The organism is Actinoalloteichus hymeniacidonis (assembly GCF_014203365.1).
GTDB lineage: Bacteria > Actinomycetota > Actinomycetes > Mycobacteriales > Pseudonocardiaceae > Actinoalloteichus_A > Actinoalloteichus_A hymeniacidonis.
Window position 1 is genome coordinate 5,330,087 of the sequence record NZ_JACHIS010000001.1, and the last position, 26,356, is coordinate 5,356,442.

The window sequence follows — 26,356 nt, forward strand, 5'->3', positions numbered from 1 at the left end:
AATCAGAGTGCCATATCGCCGGAACGGCCCCATCCATCGCCGCCGCCGACCGGCGTGTCGGCCAACCTGCCCACGTCGAGAGCTGCGGAGTGCTTCTCTACCTGCGGCGACGTCGGCCACGGATTGGCAACCATGCCCAATACGGCCTTGGCCACCAATACCGGTCGCTCCATCTGTGCGACATGACCGGTGAACGGCAGCATCAACAAGCGCCCATTCGGCAGCGCCGTCGCGGTCCGCAGGGCCTTGCGGGCACTCATCAACCGATCCTCTGTGCCCCAGATCACCAGGGTGGGTGCGGCCACTCTCGGCAGCACCCGCCACAACGAGCGGTCGCCCCTGGTGAGCCAGAACCGGATCATCGCCGTCGTGGTCCGGTCCAGCGCGGGCCCGGCCCACGAGGTGCGGCCGAGCCTGGCGATCTCGGCAGCGGCCTCCTCCAGCCGGTGCTTGGGCACCCGGTCCGGTCGGGCGAAGCACAGCCGCATCATCTGCTCCGCCCGCGCCAGCGGGGTCATCGCGGCCAGCGCCCGCCGCACGGGCTTGCCGACGAACGGCAGGTAGGACAGCGGGAAGCGCGGGTCGGCCAATCGGTCTGGGCTCGGCCGTAGATCCGGCACGGCAGGCGAGATCAACGTCAGCGTGGCCACGAGGTCGGGGCGGGCGGCCGCGACGATCGAGGCGACCAGTCCACCGAAGGAATTGCCCAGCAGGTGTACCGGCCTGCCACCCCGGCTCTCCAACAACCGGACCACCGTCCGGACGTGGGCCGCAGGCGTGTACCGGAACCCGTCGGGCGGGGCCGACCGGCCGAAGCCGGGGAGGTCCACCGCGACACCGCTCATCTGGACCCGCAGCAACCCGGCGAGATCCGTCCAGTTCGACGCCGACCCGGCGAGCCCGTGCAGGTACACCGCCGTCTCGGCGTCCGGGTTCTCGGCGGGCGTCTCGCGGACATGAATGGGCGTGCCGTCGACGCGGATCGTCCGGCCCGGCCACGGCCGCTGATTGAGATCGAGTGGTGGTAGCGCCGCGTCCGACATCGGCACCCAGGTGAGGTCCGGTCGAGGCGGAACCCGTCTCGGCACGAAACTCGGCCGACGCAGCGCGCGTGCCGCACCACGCGTCGCCTGCCGCTGCGCTGCCTGCGACTGCCCCGTGGCCCGAGGTGGATTCGACGGTGTCACCCCTCCAGCATGCGGGAGGATGTCCGTCCGCTCATCCCGAATCGCTCTCGATCTCGCCACGGCCCCGCGCGTGCGACCCGGGGTCGGACCACTTCGTCGACGACCATGAAACCGCTGTTGTCGGGCCTCGGTAACCCCTGGGCCTGCACGAACACCCCTGCCATTACCCAAGGTGAGCTACTGACGAGTACGGTCAGGTGGTTCCGACACCCGCCCGAAAACGCCGGAGGTCTGGAACGAACACCCTGTCGAGTCAGTCAAACTGCACTGCCGGGGGGACGAACTGTCGGGAGGCACAGAAATGACCGAGACGGCGCCGCAGGAGACCGAGGGCACCGCACGTGGAGTGCGGCTACCGCGCACCGCGCGACGAGCACAGCTCCTCAGCGCCGCCCAGCATGTATTCGTCGCCAACGGGTACCACGCTGCGGCCATGGACGAGATCGCCGAGCGGGCCGGAGTGAGTAAGCCAGTCCTCTACCAGCACTTTCCCGGCAAGCTCGACCTCTACCTCGCCCTGTTGGAGACGCAGGCCGAAGAGTTGGTCAACCGGCTCGACGAGGCCATCGCCTCGACAACGGACAACAAGTTGCGGGTCCACGCAGCGGTGGCCGCCTACTTCGATTTCGTCAACGGCGAGGGGCACGCCTACCGCTTGGTCTTCGAATCGGACCTGCGCGGCGAACCGGCGGTGGAGAAGGCCATCGAGAACGCGACCTCGCAATGTGTCGAGACGATCACCAGAGCCGTGACCGCCGATGCGGGGCTCGACGAGGAGAGCGCCAGACTGCTCGCCGTCGGACTGGCCGGATTGAGCCAGGTCACGGCCCGCTACTGGTTGAACGACGGCCGCGCACTACGCCAAGAGGATGCCGTGGCGCTCATCGCGGGCCTCGCGTGGCGCGGCATCGGCGGCTTCCCGCTGCAGCAGGCCGAGGCCTAACAGGCGGAGCCCCCCGGGGCGCTGTCCGAACGCGGTCGAGGCTGGCGGTGAGGACCGCGCGGCATGGAAGCTGCTGCCTCGCGGCCGTCACCGTGCCTGGGTCAGCCGCTGATCGCGAAGCCGACTCGTCGCGCGTCGCTCGGGCCGATCTCGACGTAGGCGATGCGCTCGGTCGGGACCATGTATCGCCTACCCTTCTCGTCCGACAGGGTGAGCAGGGTCCGCTTGTCACCCAGTGCCTCGGTGATGAGCTTCTCCACCTCATCCGGCGACTGCGAGCTCGTCAGGACCAGCTCCCGAGAGCTGTCCGCGACGCCGATCTTTACCTCCACGCCGACCTCCGGTCGTCGAAATACACGGGTTTCCCAGCCAGGCTAGTCCAGTTGGACCCGGCGACCGTGCTGCCCCGACCGCCGGTGGGCACGCGGGGAGACGATCTCCCCAGGTCCGCCGGTCGAGCACCAATCCGTCGACATCGGGGTGTGTCGACCCACAGGTCGGCGGGCGGGCTAGCCCAAGCCCAGCGCCGCCATCCGCTTCGTGTGGCTGTTCTGCAGCCTGCGCAACAACGCGCCGATCCCCGCCAGGTCGCCGCTGCCGCGAATGATCAGCTCGGTGAGCCCGTCCCGCTCGGCAGCCACGTACTGCGCCTGAGTGACCGCCTCACCGAGCAACCGCCGTCCCCAGAGGGTCAATCGGTCCCGCACGGTTCGATCCGCCGCACACGCCGCCTGCACCTCACGCTCGGCGAACTCCGACAACCCCGTGTCGACGAGGGCCTCCTGCACGAGTTCCTTGAGCGGTGAATCCAACAGATTGCCGATCTCGCGGTAGAAATCCGCGGCGAGGCCGTCACCGACGTAGGCCTTGACCAGCGATTCCAGCCAGGACTTGGGTGCTGTCGAGGCGTGGAAGCGGTCGATGGGCTCGGTGAACGGGCGCATGGCCAGCGTCAGCGAGTGCCCGCGCTCGGCCAGGTACGCGTCGAGAGTGCGAAAGTGCCCGATCTCGGCGGCGGCCATGCTGGCCAGTGCGGCGCGTCCCTCCAGCGTCGGCGCGATCCTGGAGTCCTCGGCGAGTCGGTCGAAGGCCGACAACTCGCCGTAGGCGATCACACCGAGCAGGTCCAGGGCACCCTCGGGGATCGCCGGATCCAGTGAACTCGCGGGTACCGCCTGTTGATCAGCCTCGGTCATGCCTTGCACCCTAGCCATCGGAGGGCTTGCGTCACACCTGCGAGACCGCAGCGCGGCTGATGCTTCATCGGCATGGGATGTCCAGGTAGGCTGGGGTGCGATGCAGAGGCAGTTCGCCACGCAGCTATCGGCCCATCGGATGGGTCGGGCGTCGCGAGAGGCAGCAACGGGCCGTCCTGCAGGAACAAGCGATGGCGGTCAACCGTCACGCGAAAGGGCGCGCGCACTGTCGTCTCGGCCCTCCCGCGCCAGGCACGAAAGAGACTATTCAGACGTGTCGGCGACGGTCGAGCGGGCTTCACCAGGGCCGTGCGCGCTGGTACGAGAGAGGCGATCCCCCTGACAACACGCACCGAGAATGAGCGCAACGAGGCCGAGAACGACGGCACAGATCCGAGAGCACTGGACCACAGCCAGACGGGTGTGTCCGGCGAGGATTCCTCCCACCCGCTGCAGCCTGCCGCACAGACCCCCGCTGAGGCGTCCACCTTCGCCGAGTTGGGCGTGCACCCCGACATCGTCCGTGCGCTGGCCGAAGCCGGGATCGAACGTGCGTTCGCCATCCAGGAGCTCACCCTGCCCCTCGCTCTGCAGGGCGAGGACGTCATCGGGCAGGCACGCACCGGCACCGGCAAGACCCTGGGCTTCGGCATCCCGCTTCTCCAGCGGGCCGAACTACCGGGCGACGGCACCCCGCAGGCGCTCGTGGTGGTTCCGACCCGCGAACTGTGTCTGCAGGTGACACGCGACATCAACGACGCAGGCAAGCACCTGGGCGTTCGGACCCTCTCCGTCTATGGCGGTCGGCCGTACGAGCCCCAGATCCAGGCATTGCGCACCGGCGTCGACATCGTGATCGGCACGCCGGGCAGACTGCTCGACCTGGCCGAACAGGGTCACCTGGTGCTGGGCAAGGTCCGCAACCTCGTTCTGGACGAGGCGGACGAGATGCTCGACCTCGGCTTCCTTCCCGACATCGAGCGCATCCTGCGCATGGTCCCGGACCAGCGTCAGACGATGTTGTTCTCCGCCACCATGCCCGGCCCGATCATCACCTTGGCCCGCACCTTCCTCACCCAGCCCACCCACATCAGGGCGGAGGAGGTCGACGCGGGCGCGGTCCACGAGCGGACCCGTCAGTTCGTCTATCGGGCGCACGCCCTGGACAAGGTGGAGTTGCTGGCCAGGGTCATGCAGGCGGCCGATCGGGGCCTGAGCATGATCTTCACCCGGACCAAGCGCACCGCGCAGAAGATCTCCGACGAGTTGAGCGAGCGTGGGTTCGCCGCCGCCGCCGTGCACGGAGACCTCGGCCAGGGCGCCCGCGAGCAGGCACTACGGGCCTTCCGCTCGGGCAAGGTCGACATCCTGGTGGCCACCGACGTGGCGGCCAGAGGCATCGACGTCGCCGGGGTCACCCACGTCATCAACTATCAGTGCCCCGACGACGAGAAGACCTACGTGCACCGGATCGGCCGAACGGGTCGGGCGGGACGCGAGGGCGTCGCGGTGACCCTGGTCGACTGGGACGAGGAATCGCGATGGAAGCTCATCGACGATGCCCTCAAGCTCGGCATCCCCGCCCCCGTGGAGACCTATTCCACCTCGGAGCACCTCTACGCCGACATCAACATCCCGGAGTCCGTCAGCGGCAGGCTTCCCCTCGGCCAGCGGACCAGGGAGGGGCTCAACGCCGAGCCGGTGGAGGAGCTGAGCTCCGGAGATCGGCGTCGCGGCAAGAAGCGCAGCGGTTCGCGCACTCGGAAGGCCACCACGGAGTCGACGAGCTCCGATGCTGGCGACGAGGACATCCCGCGCAGCGCGCCGCGACGTAGCCGGTCCCGGCGACGCACCCGAGGCGGTGTCGCGGTCGAGGAGCAGAAGGAGACCGGCGTCGAGACCCGGTCGGACAGCGTCGGGCCCGACTCCCCCTCTCCGGAACGGTCGCGGCGACGCAGGCGGCGTAGGCGCGGTGGGCAGACCGACGCCGCGAGCGGCACCGGCGTCGAGGCAGATGCGGAGCTCCCGGCAGACTAGGGTTCCGGGCGCGGGACAAGACCGCCTCCTCGACGAGACAGCCGGAGCGGGAGATGGTTCGACCAGAACGACGGACGAAGGTCGACCTACTCGCGGTCGCGCTGATCACGGTGGCCGCAGTGGTGGTGGGTGCCACGCTCTGGCACACCGGTGATCTGCGGGCGACCACCCTGCGCACGGCGTCGGAGGCGGCCGTGGTCCCGGCCGCACCCAGCTCACTGCCGCCCTCGTTGGGGGAGGTATGGAGCGAACCGAGTCCTGCCACCGACCATCCCGCGGTGGCGGGCCCCTCGGTAGTCGTCGGTGCGGAGGGCACCGTCCGTGGACTCGACCCGTTCAGCGGAGCGGAGCGGTGGAGTTACCGCCGCGATCTGCCGCTGTGCACGGTGGGCGCGGCGTGGGACCGCGCCGTCACCGTCTATCGCAAGACGCGTAACTGCAGCGAGGTCACCTCGTTGGAGGGCGATACCGGGCAACGCGGACCGCAACGCAACACCGACGCCGAGGTCGGCACCCGACTGATCGGCGATGGCACCTATCTGGCCGCCGTCGGGGAGCGCCTCACCGAGGTGTGGGGTTCCAATCTCGTTCGCACCCTGCAATACGGGGAGGTCCCCGCCCCGGTCAACCCGGAGCGGCAGCCTCGGACCGATTGCGACCAGCGTTCCTTCGCCACCGGCAATGCCAGGTTGGCCGTCATCGAGCGCTGCGGGGACGACACCGCCGACCGGCTGACCGTGCTGTTGTCCCGTCCCGATGACGATGACGAGCCCGAAGAGGTCTTCAGCGTCTCGCTCGACGAGCAGGATGCCACGCTGGTGGCGGTCACCGACGCGCACGCCGTGATCGCCACGGTCGACCCGCCCAGGATCATCACCTTCGACTCCGATGGCACCCAGGTAGGCGAGCTGCCGCTGGCCGATGGCGAGGTGCAGCCGACTGCCCAGGCACGCCGGATTCCGTTGACGACGACCACCGATCATCAGACGTTCTGGTACACGGGCACCTCGACCATCGCCCTGTCCAACGAGGATGCGTCCGTGCAGTGGACGATGCCGGGCACCCTGGGCTCCGGAACGCTGTTCGCGGGCAGCCTGCTCGTTCCGGTACCGGATGGCCTCGCCGTACTCGATCCGACCAGCGGCGACTGGCTCGGCGAGCTGCCCGTCGACCGAGGCGGGTACTCCGACGAGGTCACGATGGATTCGATCGGGCCGATGGTGCTGGAACAACGAGGCGACACGCTGGTGGCCTTGCGCTGAACCTCGCGGCTCGACGCAGCACTCGGGTCGGCGGCTGGCGGCTTCCCTCGCCCGGGTCCCTCCCGCCGGCCGCGCGGATCGGGCAGACTCGGGCTGTGAGTTCGCCTGTCTCTTCTCAGATCTCCGCACACCATGCCGAACGCGTCGTGTTCCCCGGCGGCGCAGGCGAATTGGTCGCGCTGCGACACCGCCCGGCAGCCGATGTCACGCCGAGAGCGACCGTGCTGCTGGTCCCGGGGTACACCGGCTCGAAAGAGGACTTCGCGCCACTGATCGATCCGCTGGCCGCAGCCGGCTTCGACGTGATCGCCATCGACCTGCCCGGCCAGTACGAGTCTCCCGGGCTGCCCGACCGAACCGATCATCTGCCCGGCCCCTTGGGCGAGGTGGTCGCCAAGCTCATCGAGGAGGTCCGGGAGGACGGGCGCGAGCTGATCCTCGTCGGGCACTCCTACGGCGGGCTGGTCGCCAGGGCCGCGATCCTGGCCGGTGCGTCGGTGACGGGACTGGTGCTCTTCAGCTCGGGCCCCGGCGAGCTGCCCGAGGGCACCCGACGAAAGATCCTCGACGCGGGCGAACCGATCCTGCTGGAACACGGGATCGAGGCGGCACAGCGACTCCGGGAAGCGCAGGACACCGCGTCCCCCAAGTCCGACGAGCAACCCGCCGAGCTACGGAAGCTATTGCGAGACCGCTTTCTGGCATCGGCACCGGCGAGTCTGCTGGGCATGGCCGATGGGCTGCGGCACGAACCCGATCGCGTCGCCGAACTCGCGACGGCGCTGGCCCGCTCCGCGACGCCCGCTTTGGTCGTCTGCGGGGAGGACGACGATGCGTGGCCGGTCGAGGCCCAACGGGAGATGGCCCGGCGGCTGGACGTCGACTTCCAACTGATCGAGTCCGCGGGGCACAGCGCCAACACCGAGAATCCCTCGGCGTTGCTGCGGGTGCTGTCGGCGGCCTGGGAAGGCTGGCTCCCGTCGGCGGACGGCGCGGTCGACGCCGCCACCGAGTCCAGGGCCATCGACCCGGTGAGCTGATCGTGACCGGCGGCCGGGCGGGGGGTCGTTCGGAGGTGCGTAGAGCAGCCTCGTGGAGACGGGCTCACGCACCTCCGCCGCGCGGTCGCCTCACTGCCACCAAGCGAACCAGAACAGCAGCGCACCCAGTAGCAGGATCAACAGCGGTCCCTGCCAACGGATCCCACGACGGCTGTGGTCGGAGGCACGCTGCAGCAGCACCGCCACGATCGCGGCGCTCAGATGCACCACGACCATCAGGATGCCGGGCCCCGGATGACCTGCTCTGCCCGCGATCACCTGTGCGATGACCAAGGTGATCGCCAAGACGACGAGACCCGCCGTCAACGCACCACTCACTCCGCGCAGCAGTTTGCCCGCCGTGCTCGCTTGCTCGGTCATCTTCACCGTCTTAGAACCCGCTGTCATCACCATGATCGTCCGATCATCCGCTCACGGCCGGAGTAGCGCCCACGGCTCGATGCTGGGTGCCGCCGCTCTGCCATCGGCACAACTCGATCGGAATTCACACCACGAGCACCGCCGCCCGGCGCGGGTCGGGAACAACCGGTCCGCGTCCTTGGCCTTGGCGGTGCTCAGTTCGTCCGTGGCGGCCTGCATGTCCTGCGCGGCCGCCGAGGCCGCCGCGAGGTGTTCGGCCATCGAGGACTCGTCATGCTCCCAGGCCTGCACCGTTCCGGTGGGCAGGTGGTGCAACTCCACCCGGCGGCACGCCTTGCGGAGGTTGCGCCCGACCGCCAACGCGTACAGGGCCAGCGCAGGCGAGTCCTTGGCATCGGCCAGCGAGATCCCGTGCCTGCCGGTCTTGTAGTCGACCACCACCAGTTCGCCCGCACGGTCGTCGATGCGATCGACTCGGCCCTCGACGATGGTCGTCTCGGTGGGGGCCGAGACCCAGCGCTCCACCCCGATGGGTTCGAGCTCCGGATCGGTGCTCTCGACGTAGTCGGCGACCCAGTTCTGGGCCCGCTCGCGGTACTCGGCAGCCTGCTGGGCATCGCGGAAGCCGTCGCTCTTCCAATGCGTGCGAACCGCCGCCTCGGCCCGAGCGGGCGTCCGCTCGGTGCCGGGCAGCATGAAGAGCTCTCGCAGCGCGTTGTGCACGACGGCGCCGAGCGTGCTGTGTGCCCAGGCACCACCACGCGGGGGCGAGGGACGATCCAGATAGGTCAGTCGATAACGGCGAGGACAGTCCGCCCAGCGGGCCAACCTGGCCGGAGTGACCCGTACCAGCCTGCTCGGCATTCCCTCCAGGCCCAACTGCACCCCGATACCGTAGCCAGCCGGATCAAGCGGGCTGTGGGCGGGACCGTGACCAATCGGCGACCTAGGCCGACGACTCGATCACCGTTCGAGGCCGATCCGCACCATGCTGCCGCTGGTCTGCCCGATCAAGCGATCGAACTGTTCCGGGTCGGTGGTCTCCTGGCCGATGTGCAACGTCTTGTTCGTCCCGTGGTAATCACTCGATCCGGTGATCACCAAGTCCAGTTCGGTCGCGAGTTCGCGCAGCTCCAGCCGTGTCGCCGGGTCGTGGTCGGGATGGTCGACCTCGATGCCCGCGAGGCCTTCGCCTGCGAGTTCGACGATGGTGTCGGCGTGCACGACCGGTCCACGACTTCTGGCGAAGGGGTGGGCCAACACCGTCGCGCCGCCTGCGCGGCGGATCATCTCGACCGCGGTGCGGACCGGGGTATCGGCACGCGGCAGGTGGTACCGGCCGCCGGTGCCGAGGAAACGATCGAACGCCTCGTTGACGCTGCTTACCACCCCGGCACGCATCAACGCTCTGGCCAGGTGCGGCCTGCCTGCGGGGGCGTCCGGCGGTAGGGCGTCGAAGAGCTCATCCACATCGATGGGGTGGCCCTGTTCGACCATCATCTCCGCCATCAGCCGCAGCCGGCTCCGACGTTCGGCCCGCAATCGACTCTGTTCGGCGATGATCTCGGGCGCTGCCGGATCGAACAGGTAGGCCAGCAGGTGCACCGTGACCGGCCTACCCGTCTCGTCGAGCGCACCGCACGACAGTTCCGCGCCGGGAACGAGCCGCAACCCTGGCGGCAGGGCGGCAGCGGCTCGCTCCCAACCCGCAGTCGTGTCGTGGTCGGTCAACGCCACCACGTCGAGGCCGGCTCGGGCTGCCGCCAGAACCAGTTCCTCCGGGGTGTCGCTGCCGTCTGAGGCGTTCGAATGGGTATGCAGGTCGATGCGCACCACGACAGTGTCGTTCAGATGCGTTGGAGACACGGTGCTTCGGTCGAAGTCACCGCCGAGCACCGACCCGACGACGACCCAGTGCCGCCCGACGGGCCTTCATCATCGAGAAGCGTTCGGTCTGGGCCTTCTTGTCGCCGAAGACGAGTTCGGAGATCGCATCGTTGATCTCCTCCGGGTTCGGGCAGTAATCGACCTTGTTCAAGGCCTGGATCTGACCGGCCGACTCGATCACCAACGTGCCGTACCCGAAGAACCGCCCCATCAGGGTGCGGCGAAAGGTGAGGTCGGTGACCTTGGTGACCGGCATCATCGCCACGTTGGTCTCGAAGACCCCCGTGGTCAGCATGAAGCGCTTGTCGGTCACCACGATCCGCTCGACCCACCACTCGATCACGTAGTAGGAGAATCTGAGGACCACTACCAGCCCGGCGTACCAGAGGATGTTCTGCACGAGAGCAGATCCCTCGGGCATCAGGCTGGAGATCAGCATTAAACCGACGAGCAGTGCCGTGGCTTCGAAGATGTCCCACAGCATGCTCGCCCAGTGCCTGCGCACTCTGATGACGCGCCGCTCGCTTTCGAGCAGATACTCGTCTGGATCTCTGGGTGCAAGCACAGTGCAACGACTCCTCGCTCCAAGTCAGCACCGGCTCGACGGAGCCGGTGCTTCGACTTGCTCAGAACAGATTCTGAACGAACGTGATGATCGACTCGGCTGCGCCTTGGAGCGTGGCGAGGATGCCTAGGACCATGTTGGCGGACTCGTCGGGTCGGCTGATCAGGAAAAAGAGGAGCAAAGCGATCCCAGCGAACATGAGGATCTTCTTGAGGTTCACGACGACCATCCCCGTCTGCTAGCTGCACCACTGCAGGCGCCTGCTGATCCGTTGTACCGCACTCTGCCGCCCGCCGGCAGACATGTCCCGCGCTTGGGTCGGGAATTCGCACACCAGCCTGAACCTGATTACGCTCCGTGCCAATGGGCGATCCGGGTGAACTATACGGACGATCTGTCACACGGGTGATCCACCGCCGGTCAACATGGGTCGTTGAGATCGCTGGCTGCATCGCACTCACCCAATCGGTCGATCGCCCGGTTGTAGCACTAAGTGATCTTGATCGGTCGACTGGAATCGGTCCGAGAGCAGGCCGAACGCGGATTTCACCACCGTCGCCGAGGCGCCGAACGAGGCCGCCGCGCCACGCCGACGGCGGATGATGCGCGATTCGTCCACAATGTCCGATTACTTGCGCAAATGACCAGGCAGAGCCCCTGTTGCCCACGCCGAGAATCCGGTAATGCGATCTTCGCCACACTACGTCCAGCGACCGGACCGGTCCTTCTTCACCCTCGGAGACAACCTGGTGTCGACCATGGTCCGATCAGATTAACTCAATCAAGTTTGTGGTTGAACGAACTCCGGATTTGGTCACTTTCCGCTATAGAACCCCCCAATCCATCCGCCGACCGTGTGCATCCGTCCGCGCGAGGATGGTGGCTTCGGGCACCAGCGGCTTCACTCCGGCCGTACTCCGCTCTCGCCACCGCACCATGCCGAGCAGGTGGTCCCCATCCGCTGGGTCGGCCGCACCGGGAGCATCGAAGGCCGCTGCGGGCACGATCGACCTGAACGTCTCGATGCCCGGCTCGACACCGACCCACCACAGCGGACGATCTGCGGCCAACGAGCTGAGCTGACGCGCGTAGGCGGCCAGTCTCTCCTCGCCCTCCCCCGCTAGGCTCCGGCCCTGGATGACCACCAGCGGCGTCTCGTCGGGGATATGAGCCGCTGCGGCGGCCAATCCTTCGATCGGGTCGCCGATCACTAGTTCAGGTGGCTCTTTGCGCTGAATGGACACAGCGAGTTCCAAACGCCGCAATCGATCGGGTTGATCGGCCCAGACGCAGGCTTCCAACCAGGCGACGTCGTCGGAGTCGGTCAGGTCCACAGTCACTCGGTCGAGTGCGACCCGACTTCCGATCGCCAGCTTCGCCGACAGCGGTGGCAGCGCAACGCCCTCGGCCGCCCGCAGCGCCGTGCTGAGTACCAGGGACGTCTTCTTCGGTCCGGCGGCGATCTCGCCGACGCCTGCGCCCTGATAGCGATAGCCGTACCGATGCGGATTCAGCAGCAGTCCGACGCTGGAGCCCGCGGCGAGCAGGCCCAGCGGGCTACGGGCCTGTTTGGCGATCATGGTCAACGCCGGATAGAACAGCGCGGCCCGCCCGACCTCCTCGTCGCAGACCGAGCGGGTCGTGAGCAATCGGACCGCCGAGGCCGAGCGCTCCAGGAGGAAGTCGCGGAACAGTCCCCAGGTCTGCCGGTCCACCCCGAAGGTCCCGCCGAGCGTCGGATAGTAATTGGAGAGCGTCAGCCAGGGCTCGGCCTGCAGTAGCCGGTGGGCCACCGCGAGCAGCAGGGCGGGCGTCGCGGTGTTGGGCGGGGCCTGGGCCAACAGGCTGGAGACCTCGGGGTCGGTGGCGGAGTGCGCCGCCAGATGTCGATAGAGCGGCGAGGCTGCGGTCTGGTCCGACTCGGCGAAGTCCCGGAGTCGGTTTCGGACGAGTTCCAGTTCCGTGCCGTGCATACGTCTCCTCTGCCGGGCCCGAACGACGGGCGGTGACTCCGGTCGACCCCCACCAGCGGATGGGCCTCGCCTACCGGGTGGTCCCAGTCTGCCCGGCAGCCGCGTAAGCTGGGCACGCGACTGACGCAGATCTTCCGTCTTTCGGACGGACTGAGCAGAGGAGGTGGGGAATCGTTGAGTAGCGCTGATAGTCCGTTGCCATGCAGTACGCCCACGTCCCTGTCCTCGCGGGCCGGTCAGCACGGCTGATCTCGCCGGAGTCGGCAGGGGCGCCTGAGTTACACCGCTCGATCACGAGCAGTTGACAGGCTCCTCCCCTGCTGCCTCAGGAGGTCGTCATGGCAGTTCTCCCTTCGCGGATTCTCCGCAATCGTTCAACACGCTCACCTGCATCGAGGCCTGCGCAGGCGGAACGCAGCGAGGTCAACTCCGTCGTCGACTGCGCGGTCTACGTGGACGGCGGCAGGCTGCCAGGGCATCGGACGCACGGCGAGGCCCTCGCCGAGGTCCGCAGGCGCGGCACCGGCTTCGTCTGGATCGGGCTGCACGAGCCGACCGAGAACGACATCAAGGGCATCGCCGAGACCTTCGATCTGCACGAGTTGGCGGTCGAGGACGCGGTGCACGCGCACCAGCGCCCCAAGCTCGAACGCTATGGCGACACCCTGTTCATGGTGCTCAAGACCATCCGCTACCTCGCAGAAGCGGACCCGCGGCAGACCGGTGAGGTCGTGGAGAGCGGCGAGATGATGGTCTTCCTCGGCCGTGATTTCGTCCTCACGGTTCGGCACGGCAACCACTCCGGCCTGGCCGGTGTCCGACGACAGCTCGAAGCCGATCCGGAGCACCTCGCGTTGGGGCCCGCGGTCGTGCTGCACGCCATCGCCGATCAGGTCGTCGACAGCTATCTCGCCGTGGGCGCGGTGTTGGAGACCGCGATCGACGAGATGGAGGCGCGGGTCTTCGCTCCGAAGACCACGGTGGACGCCGAACAGATCTATCTGCTCAAGCGTGAGGTCCTCGAACTGCGCAGAGCGGTCAAACCGTTGGGCACCCCGTTGCGCAGGCTGGCCGACGGCTACAGCGCCGTGGTGCCGGAGAAGGTCCGGTCGTATTTCCGCGACGTCGAGGACCACCTGACGAAGGTCTCCGAGCAGGTCGCCGGGTTCGACGAACTGTTGACGACCCTGGTGGACGCCGCGCTGGCCAAGATCACGCTTCGGCAGAGCAGCGACATGCGCAAGATCACCTCGTGGGCGGCGATCATCTCGGTGCCCACCATGGTCGCGGGCATTTACGGGATGAACTTCGACTACATCCCGGAACTGCACTACCAGTACAGCTATCCCGTTGTGCTGCTGGTCATCCTGGGCAGCTGTCTCACCCTCTATCGCACCTTCCGCCGCAACGGCTGGCTCTAGCCGCCGCGCGCGATCCGAGATCACACGAGAAAGGACGGTGACACGGTGATCCGTCTCATCGGAAACCTACGATTCTGGGCTCTGACGGGCATCCTGCTGTGGATCGCCGTCGTCACGGTGTTAATCGCCGTCGACGGTGTCCCCAGCTGGAATTAGTCGACTAGCCGCACCCCAACCACCGCCGTCACACGCCCCGGCTGATCAGGGGCAACGCTGCGGGTGGTCGGCCGTCGTTACCGCTAAGAGCACGAACGCACCCGATCGCCAAGATTCTCTCCGGCTTTCCGTTCAACATTCCGGCGCCCTGCTGCGTGTGAGGAGCGACCGGAACAGGAAGGCAGGCATGTGACGTTCGACGACTTCGTCACCACCCGACTCGGTGATCTGCTGCGTTACGCAACGGTGCTGTCCTGCGATCCACATCTAGCGCAGGACATCGTTCAGGAGGTCTTACTCCGCGCCCAAGGACGATGGCGGCGGATCGAGAACCTGGACTCGCCACTGCATTACGTGCGTCGGATGGTGACCAACGAATACCTCTCCTGGCGCCGCAGACGCACCACGAGAGATGTGAGTGTCCCGCCGGAAACGCTCGGCGGACTCGCCGGAGCGGGCCAGGACCCGATCTCGGCCTATGACGAGCGCGATGCGATGTTGACTCGGATCGCCTCGCTGCCGCCGAGACAACGAGCGGCACTGGTCCTTCGGTACTACGAGGGACTACCCCATGCGGAGATCGCCTCGATCATGCGCTGCTCGGAGGGAACGGCGCGCAGCAATATCTCTCGTGCGCTCTCGACATTGCGCGGCGAAACCCGTTCGAAGGACATCGTTTCAGCCGGCTCGCTGGGTAAGGAGTGGTGAGCGACATGGACACCTCACAGACCGAGGAACTGATCCAGTCCGCACTGGCACGGCAGGCGGAGGCGGCACCACCACCCGGCGACATGGTCACGCGGCTACCGAAGCTTCAGGCGCGACGGCGCCAGCGAAATGCCCTGACCGGACTCGCCGTGGTCGCCGTGCTGGGGGCGATGGCGGTTCCGACCCTGCTGCGTACGCTGCCGGGCGATTCCACGCCGCAGCCTGCGGTGGTTCCGACGGAGACCAGTTCCGTCGAGGAACCGGAACCGTCGGGAATCACGATGCGGTACACGGCGGATTGGATTCCCGATGGCTTTACCGAGATCGCCCGGTCGGCCGAGTTCAACCGCCCGAACCCGCAATACAGGTATTGGGCACCCGTGGAAGAACTCGGGGATCAGGATCCGAGCTGGATGCGACAGAACCGGATCAGGTTGACGGTGCACGAACCGACCGCACCCGCCTGGGATGTGGCGGACATTCTCACCGATGAGCGCCCCATCAACGGACATCCGTCATACGGGGAAATGAGTACGTATGACTTCCGGTTGATGTGGATGCCCGACGACGAGACGGTCTTGCACGTAGCGGTCGCCGAGATCCCCGGAGCCGACATCGAGGAAATCGCCTATCGCGTTGCCGAGTCGGTCCGGCCGGACGGCGAAACGCTCCTGCAGCCCGCAGTCGAAGCGCAGTGGGTTCCCCCGACGATGGAACTCGCGAGCACTCTGGTGTTTGAGAGCAGCGCGGACTGGGGCGCGCGTATCTCGGTCCGCCGGCCTGCGGACGATCCAGCCGACGAAGTATGGCTGACCGGCGAGTTCCTGCCCGCCCCATCGCAGGACATCGAGTACGGCGAGGGCGTGCCGGTCCAGGTCGGCGGGCACGAGGGGACGTTCTGGGCCGGCTTTGATGGGGGCGAGGCCTATATGAACGCTCGGTTGAAGGTGGAGCTACCAGATGGCCGTTGGCTATACGCCCGGCTCGACGGCGGCGACGGATACACCGAGGCGGACCCCGAACTCGGCTCCGAGGAGAACATGATCCGCTTCGCCGAGGGACTGATCCTGCAGCCCGAGCCCGAGGGTGGCTGGTTCGGCGAATGAGCCACGGGGCCGGGGCCGAGCTTTTGAGGGTGGCCTCGGCCGGATAACGGGGAAAATGGGGCGTCGTTCATACGTGAGCGACGCCCCATCACCGTCTCAGCCGGGGCCGAGTTACTGCTCAGGCCTCCCGGGTCAGATTCCGCCCGTCGGCCGGGTCGAACAGCTGGATCTTGTCGGCGTCGAACCAGACCTCGTGGTTGGCGCCCTCCCTGGCCGCCGAGGTCGCGGCGAGTCGGGTCACCAGGTGCCCGTCCGAGGAGGGGACGTCCGAGGTGCCCGCGTCGGCGGCCAACTCGTCCAGCTCCGCGGAACTCGCCCGCTCCTCGACCGCCAGGTAGACGTACTTGTCCGAGCCCATCGACTCGACCACGTCGACCTCGGCGGTGAACAGGCCGCCCTGGCCGCGCAGCGATTCATCCACGTGCGAGGCATCCTCGAAATGCTCCGGTCGGACCCCGAGGATCACCTCGCGTGGCGCCTTCGACTGCTCCAGCAGCCGACGGATCCGGTCGGTGATGCGCACCGAACCCAACGGCGTGCGCAGGGTGTCGTCGGCGATCTCACCCGTCAGGAAGTTCATCGCGGGCGAGCCGATGAATCCCGCGACGAACAGGTTCGCCGGATGGTCGTAGAGGAACTGCGGCGAGCCGATCTGCTGCACCGCACCGCCGCGCATCACCACCACCCGATCGCCGAGGGTCATCGCCTCGGTCTGATCGTGGGTGACGTAGACCATCGTGGTGCCCAGCTTCTTCTGCAGTTTGGACACCGAGGTCCGCATCTGCACCCGCAGCTTGGCGTCCAGGTTGGACAGCGGCTCGTCCATCAGGAAGGCCTTGGGATTACGGACGATCGCCCGACCCATCGCCACCCGCTGCCGCTGCCCACCGGACAGGTTCGCGGGCTTGCGCTCCAGATGTTGGGTGAGATCCAGCGTCTTGGCTGCCTCGGCCACCTTGGCGTCGACCGTGGCGTCGTCGACCTTGGCCAGCCGAAGCGGGAAGGCCATGTTCTCCCGCACCGTCATGTGCGGGTAGAGCGCGTAGGACTGGAACACCATCGCGATGTCCCGGTCCTTGGGCGCCCGGTCGTTGACCCGTTCCCCGCCGATCCGCAGCTCACCCGAGGTGATGTCCTCCAGGCCCGCGATCATGTTCAGCGTGGTGGACTTCCCGCAGCCCGACGGGCCGACCAGGATGACGAACTCGCCGTCGGCGATCTCGATGTCCACGTCCTGCACCGCGACAGCGCCGTCAGGATATTGCTTGGTCACCTTGTCCAGGACTATCTCAGCCACTGGTCACCTCATCCCTTCACGGCGCCGGAGGTCAGCCCGGCGACGATGCGGCGTTGGAAGAACAACACGAACAGAATGATCGGGATCGTGATCACCACGGCCGCCGCGGAGATCGATCCGGTCGGATCCTCGAACTGCGAGTCACCGGTGAAGAACGACAGCGCCACCGGCACGGTCCTGGACGCCTCCGTCGAGGTGAGCGTCAGGGCGAACAGGAAGTCGTTCCAGCAGAAGATGAACACCAGGATCGCGGTGGTGAAGACACCGGGAGCGGCCAGCGGGGCGATGACCCGACGGAAGGCCTGCGCGGGCGTGGCACCGTCCATCTTCGCCGCCTTCTCCAGCTCCCAGGGGATCTCTCGGAAGAAGGCCGACAGCGTGTAGATCGCCAGCGGCAACGAGAAGGTGATGTAGGGCAGGACCAGTCCCAACCAGGTGTCGAACAGGCCGAGCGCGCGTTCGATCTCGAACAGCGGCGAGACCAGCGAGATCTGCGGGAACATCGCGATGAGCAGCGACACCCCCACCAACAGCCGCTTGCCGGGGAACTGCAGGCGGGCGATCGCATAGGCGGCCATGGTGCCGAACACCACGGCGATCAGCGTCGCGATGAGCGCGATGCCGATCGAGTTGAACAGCGCCCGGGTGAACTGGTCGGTGCTGAAGATGGACTGGTAGTTCTCCAGCGTCCATTCGGCGGGGATGAAGTTCCCGTCGTTGATCGTGCCGGGGGTCTTGAAGGACAGCGACACGATCCACAGCATCGGCACCAGCGCGTACACCACGACGACCGCGTTGATGAGACCCCAGCCGACCTTGCGCTTGGTGGTCCCGGTCGCACCGAAGGCGGCCATCAGCGCCTCCCCTCGTTATCGCTGCCCGGCGCCGAGGTACCGAACAACTTGATGAAGATGAACGCGATGATCGCCACCGCAATGAAGATCAACACCGACATCGTCGAGCCGATACCGAGGTTCAACCCCTTGATCAGGTTGGTCTGCGCGAGCATCGAGACCGACGAGGTGTCCTGCGCTCCCGAGGTCAGCACGTAGATGTTGTCGAAGACCCGGAAGGCATCGAGGGTGCGGAACAACAGCGCCACCAGGATGGCGGGCTTCATCACCGGGATGATCACCTTGGTGAACCGCTGCCAACCGCCGGCGCCATCGATCGCGGCCGCCTTGATGAGGTCGTTCGGCACCAGCGCCAAGCCCGCCATCAGCAACAACGCCATGAACGGCGTGGTCTTCCACACCTCGGCCAGGATGATGATGCCCAGCGCGCTGGCCTGCTCGGTCAGCGGAGCGCCCTCACCGAAGAGGTTGGCCAGATAGCCGGTCTCCGGGGTCCAGGCGTACCGCCAGGAGAAGGCGGCCACGACGGTCACGACGCCGTAGGGAACCAACGCGGAGGTGCGAACCAACCCGCGACCGACGATGGTCCGATGCATGACCAGGGCCAAGGCCATGCCCAGCACCAGCTCGATCGCCACCGAGACCAGGGTGATCAGCGCGGTCACTCCGAAGGCGCTCCACCAGTACCCGTTGGTCAGCACCGTGACGTAGTTCTCGAACCAGATGAACTGGCGTTCGTCCGGGAACTTGAGGTCGAATCGCTGCAGCGACAGCCAGACCGAGTAGATGATCGGCCAAGCCGTCACCAACACCATGATCAACGCGGCGGGCGCGCAGAGCAGCCAGCCTAACCTGCGCTCGGCCCGGCGCCCCTCGGACAGCGGTGCCCGACCCCGACGCTTCGGGGTCGTCGCCTCGGCGGCCGTCGATGTTGTGGTGGTCTCCTCGCTCACGGCAGGACCCCCTTCGACTCCAGTGCGTCCTGAACGGACAGTCGCAGTGCCTCGGCCGTGGCCTCCGGATCGATCTGCCCCGGCGGCGACAACGTGGCCGCCAACACCGTGGAGACGCTCTGATACGCCGGGGTCAGCGGCCGGTTCGCGGCGTCCTGTAGTTCTTCGAGGATGACGTCGCGCATCGGATACGCCTCGGCCATCTCCGACTCGGAGTACACGCTCTCGATGGTGGGCGGCACGCCGTCGTTGATCGCGGAGAACTTCTGGTTCTCGGCATTACGCAGGCAGAGCGCCGCCTCGAAGGCCTCGTCCGGGTGCTCGCTGTACCGGCTGATCCCCAGGTTGTAGCCGCCGATCGAGACCCGCGACGGCACCCCCGGTTCGACACCCGGATAGCGGGCCCAGCCGACGTTCTCCGCCAGTTCGGGCGCATCGGCCTGCATCGCGGGGTAGACGAAGGGCCAGTTGAGCTGGAAGGCACCGTTACCCGACTGGAAGGCCAGCCGTGCCTCGTCCTCCATCGCATTGGTGAAGGAGGGGTCGGTGACGCCCGAGGTGGCGAAGTCCCGCAGGATCTCCAGGCCCCGGACGGCCCCGTCGTCGAACACGGCGCGCTGGCCGTCCTCGGAGAGGATCTCGCCGCCTGCCGAGGCGACGATGCTGTTGTACATCGCGACCAAGCCCTCGTACTGCGCCCCGGTGGCGTTGACCTGGTAGGTCTCGCCCGCGTCCCGCAGCTCGGTCGACATCTCGATCAGCTCGTCCCAGGTCTCCGGCGGCGAGTCGACCAGATCGGTGCGATACCAGAGGAGTTGGACATTGGTGTTCTTCGGCGCGGCATACACGCCGTCCTCAAACCTCGCGGAGTCCAACGGCCCCTCCAGAGTGCCGTCCTCGACCTCGGCGAGGTTCTCCCCCGTCCACTCCAGAATCCAACGCGCGCCCGCGAACTCCTGGGTCCAGGTGATGTCCAAGCCCAGGATGTCCATGCTGGTGTCCTGGGCAGCCAACCGTCGGGCCATCTGGGTGCGCTGATCATCGGCGCCCCGGGGCAGTTGGTGGTAGACGATGCGATAGCGCCCGTCGGCAGCCGCATTGCAGTTGTCGACGACTTGCTGGAAGTTCTGCTCCGGCGCGTAGTACAGGTTGATGGTGGTTCCGTCGTCGGCACCGGTGGCGCATCCTGCCAGTGGTGCGACGAGCAGAGCTGCGGCGCATACCGCCGCTCCCCGTCCGGGGGCCTTTCGTGGTCGCGGCCGAGCTTCGGGACCGCTCATCCCAGTTTCCTTCCCGCCGCACCGACGCCAGGTCGGCCCGGGCGGTCGTCGACGACCCGGACCACCACGCACGGCCGGCACCTCACTGTGCCCATCCCGAAGTTCACCCGTTGGGGTGAGCCGGGAACGAGGTGTGAAAGAACCCACACCTCGGGAACGATGGGTAGAACCTAGGCCGGACGATCACCGGTGGCAACCACTCATACGTGGTTTGCCCGGGGCTGCCGCCAGCCTGTTACCAAACCGGCGCGGTGGGAAAGGGAGCGGCGAGTCAGGAAGAGGTGTGTCGTGGCCCCATCGCGAGGCGGGCGAGGATGTCGCGGCCCTTCTCGGCATGCCTCGGTTGGCACAACACGTCATACCGACCGGCGACCAGCTGGCTGGCCGAGACGAAGTCACGCCTGCCCCTGGACGAGGCGTAGGTGGCTGCGGCGAAGAGGATGCCGAACAGCACACCGGTGGCAAGACCGACCAGGATCGGGCCGATCACGAAACCCTCCGGGCTGCTGAACAGGCTCAGCAGAACACCGACGAAGAGACCGAACCAGGCACCCGAGGCAGCCCCGCCGCCGATGACCTTGCCCCAGGACAGCTTGCCGGTCACCCGCTCCACCAGCATCAGGTCGACACCGACGATGGTGACCTCCTGGACGGGGAAGTCGCCATCGGCGAGGTGATCCACCGCCCGCTGCGCCTCCTCGTAGGTGGCATAGGACCCGATGGGCCACCCGGTGGGAGGCGTTGGCAATCTTGGCGCTCCCGGGGCTCCGCCACCGGTACCGCCGAACGGACTTGTCACCGTTACTCCCCTCCGCGAATGAAGAACCTGCATCCTGCCAACGATCGGCACGCCTGAGGGTTCCGCCCCTGGCAAAAAGACGAATCAGACACAGCCATGATCCATCCTGTCTACCTGCTCGACCACTCCATGGCGCGTCGTCCCTCTTCCAGATCATCGGTGATGACCCGACCGGGTTGTCCGACGAGTCGAATCCCTCGGGGGTGGAGTCCCGACGATCAGGACTCGGGACGCCAGACGTCCGTTCTGGACAGACCGGCCGCCCGGCCCTTGGCTGCGATCACCAGGGCCATCTTCCTGGAAGCCTCGTCGATCATCTCCGAACCGAGCATCACGGCACCGCGAGCGCCGCCCTCGACGGACGTGTGCCATTCGTAGGCGTCGAGGATGTTCTCGGCGTGGGAGTAGTCGGCCTGGCTCGGTGCGAACACCTCGTTGACGGCGTCGATCTGGCCGGGGTGCAGCACCCATTTCCCGTCGAAGCCCAGCGCCGCGGAACTCGATGCGACCCGGCGAAGTCCGTCGACGTCGCGGATCTGCAGGTAGGGACCGTCGATCGCCTGGATGCCCGCCGATCTGGCCGCCACCAGCAGCCGCATCAATACATAGTGGTAGGCGTCCCCCCGGTCGTAGCCCGGCGGCTGCTCGCCCACCACGAGGCTGCGCATGTTGATGGACGCCATGAAGTCGGCCGGGCCGAAGACCAACGCCTCCAGCCGGGGAGACGAGCAGGCCAGTTCGTCGGCGGCGACGAGCCCTCGCGCGCTCTCGATCTGCGCTTCGATGCCGATGCGCCCCACCTCGAGTCCGTTGGCCTGCTCGATCTGGGTCAGCAGGACATCCAGCCATCTGACCTGCTCGGCGGATTCGGCCTTGGGCAGCAACAGGCAGTCCAGTTGGGCACCGGCGCCTTCGACGACCTCGATGACGTCCCGGTAGGCCCATTCGGTCCCGAGGTCGTTGATCCGCACGACTCTAGTTCGGCCGTCCCAGCCGCCCTCGTTGAGCGCGGCCACGGCGTTGCGGCGCGCCTGCGGTTTGGCTGGCGGGGCGCAGGCATCCTCCAGATCCAGGAAGAACTCGTCGACGGGCAGGCCCCTGGCCTTGTCGATCATCTTCTGGCTGGACCCCGGGACCGCCAGGCAGGAACGGCGGGGACGCAGACGCTGGACCACGGTGAACTCCGCTCGATCAGGCAGGATCCGTCCCCGGCGATGCTATGAGGCGCTCCAGGACCACGGCGCGGCGGGCGCGGCGCGGGCTCGGTCGAGCGCATCGAAGGTCCCCATCCGAGAACCCCGGGCAGGACAGCACCCGGTGGGCGGCAGGGCAGGAGACACCGCGGTGGGCAGGATCCAAAGCCGAAGGCACCAGTGGTTACCCAGCGCTACCAACGGCAGCGGCCATTCAGGTGTCGACGCCGCCACTTGGTGTTGGAATTTTTCCGTCCGCTAATTTCGCACAGGTTTCCCCGAGGACGTCTAACTGATACTCGGCCAACTGGGAGCTGAAATACCGGACGACTCCGGTCAGATGAGTTTCGGTCGCCTCCCGCAGCCTTTCCAGACCATGCGGCGTGAGTACCGCCATTACTCCCCTTCCATCCGTATCGACGCGACTCCGACGAACCAGTCCAGCACGTTCCAGCCGGTCAACGAGCCTGGTGACGCCGGATCGCGAAAGCAATACAGCATCTGCCAACTCCGTCATCCGAAGCCGGTAATCGACGGACTCCGCCAATTGGAGTAGTACGTCGTATGCGGCCAGCGACAGTCGTTGTTCCGCTATCAAATCCGCTTCCAACGAACGGGTGACTCTGGCGTGAGCCCGCAGGAACGAGCGCCAAGCCGTCATCTCTCCGTCGGTTGGTAATCGGGCAAGATCGGTATCCGCCACAGAAGTCGATGTTACTCACCGCGTCCGCCCGAGTGCACGAAATTGGACAGAAAGATCGTCGTCCGACTCGACCGACACTGCCTCGCGCAGGATGCGGCCGGTATGGGCACCGACCGGCACGAGGGTGGCGAGACCGCTTCCGACCAGCCCGTAGCATGGGGCGCAGAGTCAATCCCGTACCGGAAGGTCGGTGCTCAAGCGTGACCACAGTTCAGCCCGCAGACACAACACCCTCGGCGGCATCGGTACAGGAGGCACTGGCCCGGGTCAACGATCCGGAGATCCACCGGCCCATCACCGAGTTGGGGATGGTGAAGGACGTCGCCATCGCCGACGACGGCGTCGTCACCGTGGCGATCTACCTGACCGTCGCGGGATGTCCCATGCGGGATCGAATCACCAAGGACGTCACCACAGCCGTGAGCGCCCTACCGGGCGTCCGCGAGGTGCTCGTGGAACTCGACGTCATGAACGACGAGCAGCGCACCGAGCTGCGGCGCAGCCTGCGTGGCGATGCGGGCGAACCCCGCATCCCCTTCGCCGAGCCGGGGTCGCTGACCCGTGTCTACTGCGTGGCCTCCGGTAAGGGTGGCGTCGGCAAGTCCAGTGTGACCGTGAACCTCGCCGTGGCGATGGCCGAACGCGGGCTCTCGGTGGGCGTGGTCGATGCCGACATCTACGGCCACTCGATCCCCCGGATGCTCGGCGCGGGCGGCAAGCCCACCAAGGTCGAGTCGATGATCATGCCGCCGCAGTCCCATGGCGTGAAGCTCATCTCCATCGGCATGTTCACCCCCGGCAACGCACCCGTGGTGTGGCGGGGACCGATGCTGCATCGGGCGCTCCAGCAGTTCCTCTCGGATGTCTTCTGGGGCGACCTGGACGTCCTGCTGCTCGACCTCCCGCCCGGTACCGGCGACGTCGCCATCTCGGTCGCCCAGCTGGTGCCCAACGCGGAACTGCTCGTGGTCACCACCCCGCAGCAGGCCGCCGCCGAGGTCGCCGAGCGGGCGGGCGCGATCGCACTGCAGACCCGGCAGCGGGTGGCGGGCGTGGTGGAGAACATGTCGTGGATGGACATGCCCGACGGAACGCGGTTGGACGTCTTCGGCTCCGGTGGCGGCAAGATCGTCGCCGATTCGCTGAGCCGCTCGGTGGGCGCCGAGGTGCCGTTGCTCGGTCAGGTTCCGCTGGACCAGCGGCTGCGTGAGCAGGGCGATGCAGGCACCCCACTGGTGATCGCGGAGCCGACGGCCCCGGCCTCGGTCGTGCTCTCCGACATCGCCAAGCGGCTCACCGTGCGCGCCAGGGGCCTGGCGGGCCAGATGCTGTCGGTCACGCCGGTCAAACGCTGAACCACTCCGCTCGGGGGTGCTGGTCGATGGCGGCATCCCCGAGCGTCGAGGCGTTCCGTCGCGGAGGTGCGGCGGGTCGGCCGATCAGGTGGCGTCCGGATCGATCGGCGGCCGCTCACCCGGCTTCAAGGCAGGCTCCACTGGACGCGGTGCCGCCGTCGGCGGCTTACTCGTCGCCGCCGAGCCCGTCGTACCGCTGGCCGGGTCCTCATCGAAGAACTTGCGGGCCTGGTTGGTGACCATGCTGCGCGGGTTCATGTTGCGCAGCCCACGGAGATCCTCCAGTGGTTTACGCAGCTCATCGAACTCCGGGCCGATCTCGTCACGGAGCTGCTGCCGGGCGCCGGTCGCATAGTCCCGGACCTTGCGAATCGTCCGGCCGAACGATGCGGCCGCAGCAGGCAGCCGCTCGGGACCGACGATGAACAACCCCACGATGAGCAGGACGATCAGTTCACCCCAGCCGACGCTGTCGAACACTCGCCACCCCCTCGGACATCGCCGACAGCCTAACCGCAAATCCGGTTGGAACCGAGAGTCCACCCATCGCTAGCTGTCCTCGTCCGACTGCAGGGTCACCGGAATGACCAGGATCTCGTCGCCCCGGACGACCTCCAACTCGACCTCGGCACCGATCTGTTGGTTGCGGACCGCCGCAGCAAGCTCGTCGGCGCCGTAGATCTGCTGGTCACCGACTCGGATGATGATGTCCCCCTCACCGAGTCCCGCCTGCGCCGCAGAGCTGTCCGCCCGCACGTTGACCACCTGGGCGCCGCTGATCTGGTCGGTGATCACGCTGGTCGAGTTGACCCCGAGATCGGGGTGATGGATCTCGCCGCTGCGGATCAGCTCCTCGGCGATCCGTCGGGCCTCGTCCACCGGGATCGCGAACCCGAGACCGATCGAGCCGCCTTCGCCCTCGCCGGTTCCCGGGGCGGCCCGCATCGACGTGTTGATCCCGATCAAGGAACCGGTCGTGTCGACCAGGGCGCCGCCCGAGTTGCCGTAGTTGATCGCGGCATCGGTCTGGATCCCATCGAAGATCACCTCGCCGCCGTCGCTCGCCAACGTCCGCACCGGGCGGTCCAGGTAGCTGACGATGCCTTCGGTGACCGTCCCGGAGTATCCGAGGGGGTTTCCGACCGCGATCACCGAATCCCCGACTTCGAGATCGGCGGACCGCCCCATCGGCAGAACGGTGAGGTTGTCCACCTCGACACGCAGCACCGCGAGATCGGTCCGGGGATCGCGGCCCACGATCTCGGCGGGCGCCCGGCTGCCCTCGTGGAAGATGATGGTGAGGCTCGATTCCGGGTCCTCCGCCGATGCGGCGATCACATGATCGTTGGTGACGATGAAGCCGCCTTCGTCGATGACCACACCCGAACCCACACCACCCGCCGTGTCCTGCACGGAGACCACCGCAGGACGCACTCGGCTCGCAAGCTCGGCCACCGAGCCCGGCTCGCGTTCCACTCCCGGCCGCACCTCGGCCAGTTGGACGTCCGGGCCCCGCAACAGGCTGCCGCCCTCGACGGTGATCCTGCCGATCACCCCGCCGAGCAGGCCGATCGCCAGGGCGATGGCCCCGAGCATCAACAACGACCTGGGCTTGACTCGGCCGCCGAACAGCACCTCGCGGGCGCTCAGGCGGGTGCCCTCCGGCAGCGAGCCCTCGTCCGGCGGCGGAGCCGCCTCCCCACTCGCGACCGCAGGTGGGCCGAGGACGGCGGTGGCGCTGGGATCCCGCCAGACGGTGTCCCCGGTCGACCAGAAAGCCGGTTCGATCGGTTTCGACAGCTCGGTGGGGTCGCCCCCCGGGGTGCCGGGCGGGCGTTGCAGGCCGGACTGCGCGCCAGGCTGACGCCCGAATGCCTCGGCGAGAGCCGCAGGCGGCGGTGCGGTGGGCAGCTCCTGCCTGGCCGCCGACGGGTGTCTGTTCCGCTCGTCGAAGCCCGAACTCACGTCGTCCGGTCGGGCGAAGACCGCCGCCGCAGCCGGATCCACCGGCGGACGCTCCTGTGGCCGGGGCGCCAGCCTGGGGGCTCCCGAATCGGTCG

General features: G+C 67.3%; 26 protein-coding genes. 8 read left to right on the forward strand and 18 right to left on the reverse strand.

Annotation, left to right across the window (positions count from 1 at the left end):
* Nucleotides 1-2: 2 nt before the first annotated feature.
* Nucleotides 3-1,187: an alpha/beta fold hydrolase gene (locus BKA25_RS22425; RefSeq protein ID WP_236750485.1), complete on the reverse strand. Its 1,185-nt coding sequence runs from the start codon at nucleotides 1,185-1,187 to the stop codon at nucleotides 3-5.
* Between the two features lie 301 nt (nucleotides 1,188-1,488).
* Between BKA25_RS22425 and BKA25_RS22430 the strand changes: the two genes are divergently transcribed.
* Nucleotides 1,489-2,130, forward strand: coding sequence for a TetR/AcrR family transcriptional regulator (locus tag BKA25_RS22430; RefSeq protein ID WP_069846869.1), 642 nt, complete (start codon nucleotides 1,489-1,491; stop codon nucleotides 2,128-2,130).
* A 101-nt stretch (nucleotides 2,131-2,231) separates the two neighbouring features.
* Here the strand turns inward: BKA25_RS22430 and BKA25_RS22435 are convergent, their stop codons facing one another.
* Complete coding sequence (locus BKA25_RS22435) at nucleotides 2,232-2,462, reverse strand: DUF3107 domain-containing protein (RefSeq protein ID WP_069846868.1); 231 nt, start codon at nucleotides 2,460-2,462, stop codon at nucleotides 2,232-2,234.
* 177 nt (nucleotides 2,463-2,639) lie between these two features.
* Nucleotides 2,640-3,326, reverse strand: a complete 687-nt coding sequence (locus BKA25_RS22440) for a ferritin-like fold-containing protein (RefSeq protein WP_069846866.1) — start codon at nucleotides 3,324-3,326, stop codon at nucleotides 2,640-2,642.
* Between the two features lie 423 nt (nucleotides 3,327-3,749).
* Here BKA25_RS22440 and BKA25_RS22445 point away from each other — a divergent pair, with 423 nt between their 5' ends.
* From BKA25_RS22445 to BKA25_RS22455, 3 genes are all read left to right on the forward strand, one after another.
* Nucleotides 3,750-5,363, forward strand: a complete 1,614-nt coding sequence (locus BKA25_RS22445) for a DEAD/DEAH box helicase (protein ID WP_236750484.1) — start codon at nucleotides 3,750-3,752, stop codon at nucleotides 5,361-5,363.
* Between the two features lie 53 nt (nucleotides 5,364-5,416).
* Nucleotides 5,417-6,625: an Rv3212 family protein gene (locus BKA25_RS22450; protein ID WP_069846862.1), complete on the forward strand. Its 1,209-nt coding sequence runs from the start codon at nucleotides 5,417-5,419 to the stop codon at nucleotides 6,623-6,625.
* Nucleotides 6,626-6,720: 95 nt separating this feature from the next.
* Complete coding sequence (locus tag BKA25_RS22455) at nucleotides 6,721-7,665, forward strand: alpha/beta fold hydrolase (protein ID WP_157420953.1); 945 nt, start codon at nucleotides 6,721-6,723, stop codon at nucleotides 7,663-7,665.
* A gap of 90 nt (nucleotides 7,666-7,755) precedes the next feature.
* On the opposite strand, the gene BKA25_RS22460 is transcribed toward BKA25_RS22455, so the two are convergent.
* The 6 genes from BKA25_RS22460 to BKA25_RS22485 all read right to left on the reverse strand — a co-directional run bounded on the left by BKA25_RS22460 (nucleotide 7,756) and on the right by BKA25_RS22485 (nucleotide 12,471).
* Entirely contained in the window at nucleotides 7,756-8,046 is a 291-nt protein-coding gene (locus tag BKA25_RS22460; RefSeq protein ID WP_172803731.1) for a hypothetical protein, read from the reverse strand.
* Between the two features lie 51 nt (nucleotides 8,047-8,097).
* The gene (locus BKA25_RS22465) at nucleotides 8,098-8,910 is read right to left on the reverse strand and encodes a RecB family exonuclease (RefSeq protein ID WP_069853283.1); all 813 of its coding nucleotides are present in this window, start codon (nucleotides 8,908-8,910) and stop codon (nucleotides 8,098-8,100) included.
* Nucleotides 8,911-9,009: 99 nt separating this feature from the next.
* The gene (locus BKA25_RS22470; protein WP_084643556.1) at nucleotides 9,010-9,879 is read right to left on the reverse strand and encodes a PHP domain-containing protein; all 870 of its coding nucleotides are present in this window, start codon (nucleotides 9,877-9,879) and stop codon (nucleotides 9,010-9,012) included.
* Between the two features lie 49 nt (nucleotides 9,880-9,928).
* A complete protein-coding gene (locus BKA25_RS22475) occupies nucleotides 9,929-10,498 on the reverse strand; it encodes a PH domain-containing protein (RefSeq protein WP_069846860.1) in 570 nt (189 codons plus the stop codon).
* A 61-nt stretch (nucleotides 10,499-10,559) separates the two neighbouring features.
* A complete protein-coding gene (locus tag BKA25_RS22480; protein ID WP_172803730.1) occupies nucleotides 10,560-10,718 on the reverse strand; it encodes a hypothetical protein in 159 nt (52 codons plus the stop codon).
* 604 nt (nucleotides 10,719-11,322) lie between these two features.
* A complete protein-coding gene (locus tag BKA25_RS22485) occupies nucleotides 11,323-12,471 on the reverse strand; it encodes a DUF2332 domain-containing protein (protein WP_069846859.1) in 1,149 nt (382 codons plus the stop codon).
* A 338-nt stretch (nucleotides 12,472-12,809) separates the two neighbouring features.
* On the opposite strand from BKA25_RS22485, the gene BKA25_RS22490 reads away from it, so the two are divergent.
* From BKA25_RS22490 to BKA25_RS22500, 3 genes are all read left to right on the forward strand, one after another.
* Nucleotides 12,810-13,892: a magnesium and cobalt transport protein CorA gene (locus BKA25_RS22490; protein ID WP_069846857.1), complete on the forward strand. Its 1,083-nt coding sequence runs from the start codon at nucleotides 12,810-12,812 to the stop codon at nucleotides 13,890-13,892.
* A 345-nt stretch (nucleotides 13,893-14,237) separates the two neighbouring features.
* Nucleotides 14,238-14,756 (forward strand): SigE family RNA polymerase sigma factor, encoded by a 519-nt coding sequence (locus BKA25_RS22495; protein ID WP_069846856.1) that lies wholly within the window; start codon nucleotides 14,238-14,240, stop codon nucleotides 14,754-14,756.
* 5 nt (nucleotides 14,757-14,761) lie between these two features.
* On the forward strand, nucleotides 14,762-15,862 hold the full coding sequence (locus BKA25_RS22500; RefSeq protein ID WP_157420951.1) for a hypothetical protein: 1,101 nt from the start codon (nucleotides 14,762-14,764) through the stop codon (nucleotides 15,860-15,862).
* A 118-nt stretch (nucleotides 15,863-15,980) separates the two neighbouring features.
* On the opposite strand, the gene BKA25_RS22505 is transcribed toward BKA25_RS22500, so the two are convergent.
* The 7 genes from BKA25_RS22505 to BKA25_RS22535 form a co-directional block, all read right to left on the reverse strand.
* Nucleotides 15,981-17,159, reverse strand: a complete 1,179-nt coding sequence (locus tag BKA25_RS22505; protein ID WP_069846852.1) for an ABC transporter ATP-binding protein — start codon at nucleotides 17,157-17,159, stop codon at nucleotides 15,981-15,983.
* Between the two features lie 8 nt (nucleotides 17,160-17,167).
* Nucleotides 17,168-18,013 (reverse strand): carbohydrate ABC transporter permease, encoded by an 846-nt coding sequence (locus BKA25_RS22510; RefSeq protein WP_069846850.1) that lies wholly within the window; start codon nucleotides 18,011-18,013, stop codon nucleotides 17,168-17,170.
* The gene (locus tag BKA25_RS22515) at nucleotides 18,013-18,966 is read right to left on the reverse strand and encodes a carbohydrate ABC transporter permease (RefSeq protein WP_069846849.1); all 954 of its coding nucleotides are present in this window, start codon (nucleotides 18,964-18,966) and stop codon (nucleotides 18,013-18,015) included. Before BKA25_RS22515 ends, BKA25_RS22510 begins: the two co-directional genes overlap by 1 nt.
* Nucleotides 18,963-20,246, reverse strand: a complete 1,284-nt coding sequence (locus BKA25_RS22520) for an ABC transporter substrate-binding protein (RefSeq protein WP_084642545.1) — start codon at nucleotides 20,244-20,246, stop codon at nucleotides 18,963-18,965. The genes BKA25_RS22515 and BKA25_RS22520 overlap by 4 nt, the downstream gene beginning before the upstream one ends.
* 271 nt (nucleotides 20,247-20,517) lie before the next feature.
* The gene (locus tag BKA25_RS22525) at nucleotides 20,518-21,078 is read right to left on the reverse strand and encodes a YflT domain-containing protein (RefSeq protein ID WP_221312399.1); all 561 of its coding nucleotides are present in this window, start codon (nucleotides 21,076-21,078) and stop codon (nucleotides 20,518-20,520) included.
* Nucleotides 21,079-21,263: 185 nt separating this feature from the next.
* Complete coding sequence (locus BKA25_RS22530) at nucleotides 21,264-22,220, reverse strand: HpcH/HpaI aldolase/citrate lyase family protein (RefSeq protein WP_084642544.1); 957 nt, start codon at nucleotides 22,218-22,220, stop codon at nucleotides 21,264-21,266.
* 232 nt (nucleotides 22,221-22,452) lie between these two features.
* Complete coding sequence (locus tag BKA25_RS22535) at nucleotides 22,453-22,941, reverse strand: MarR family winged helix-turn-helix transcriptional regulator (RefSeq protein ID WP_375791865.1); 489 nt, start codon at nucleotides 22,939-22,941, stop codon at nucleotides 22,453-22,455.
* Nucleotides 22,942-23,141: 200 nt separating this feature from the next.
* Here BKA25_RS22535 and BKA25_RS22540 point away from each other — a divergent pair, with 200 nt between their 5' ends.
* On the forward strand, nucleotides 23,142-24,296 hold the full coding sequence (locus BKA25_RS22540) for an Mrp/NBP35 family ATP-binding protein (RefSeq protein ID WP_069846843.1): 1,155 nt from the start codon (nucleotides 23,142-23,144) through the stop codon (nucleotides 24,294-24,296).
* A gap of 84 nt (nucleotides 24,297-24,380) precedes the next feature.
* On the opposite strand, the gene tatB is transcribed toward BKA25_RS22540, so the two are convergent.
* Together tatB and BKA25_RS22550 are read right to left on the reverse strand one after the other, a co-directional pair.
* Nucleotides 24,381-24,776 carry a Sec-independent protein translocase protein TatB gene (gene tatB, locus BKA25_RS22545; protein WP_069846842.1) on the reverse strand — a complete coding sequence of 132 codons (396 nt, stop codon included), beginning with the start codon at nucleotides 24,774-24,776 and terminating at the stop codon, nucleotides 24,381-24,383.
* A 69-nt stretch (nucleotides 24,777-24,845) separates the two neighbouring features.
* Entirely contained in the window at nucleotides 24,846-26,303 is a 1,458-nt protein-coding gene (locus BKA25_RS22550; RefSeq protein WP_236750483.1) for a S1C family serine protease, read from the reverse strand.
* Nucleotides 26,304-26,356 lie beyond the last annotated feature (53 nt).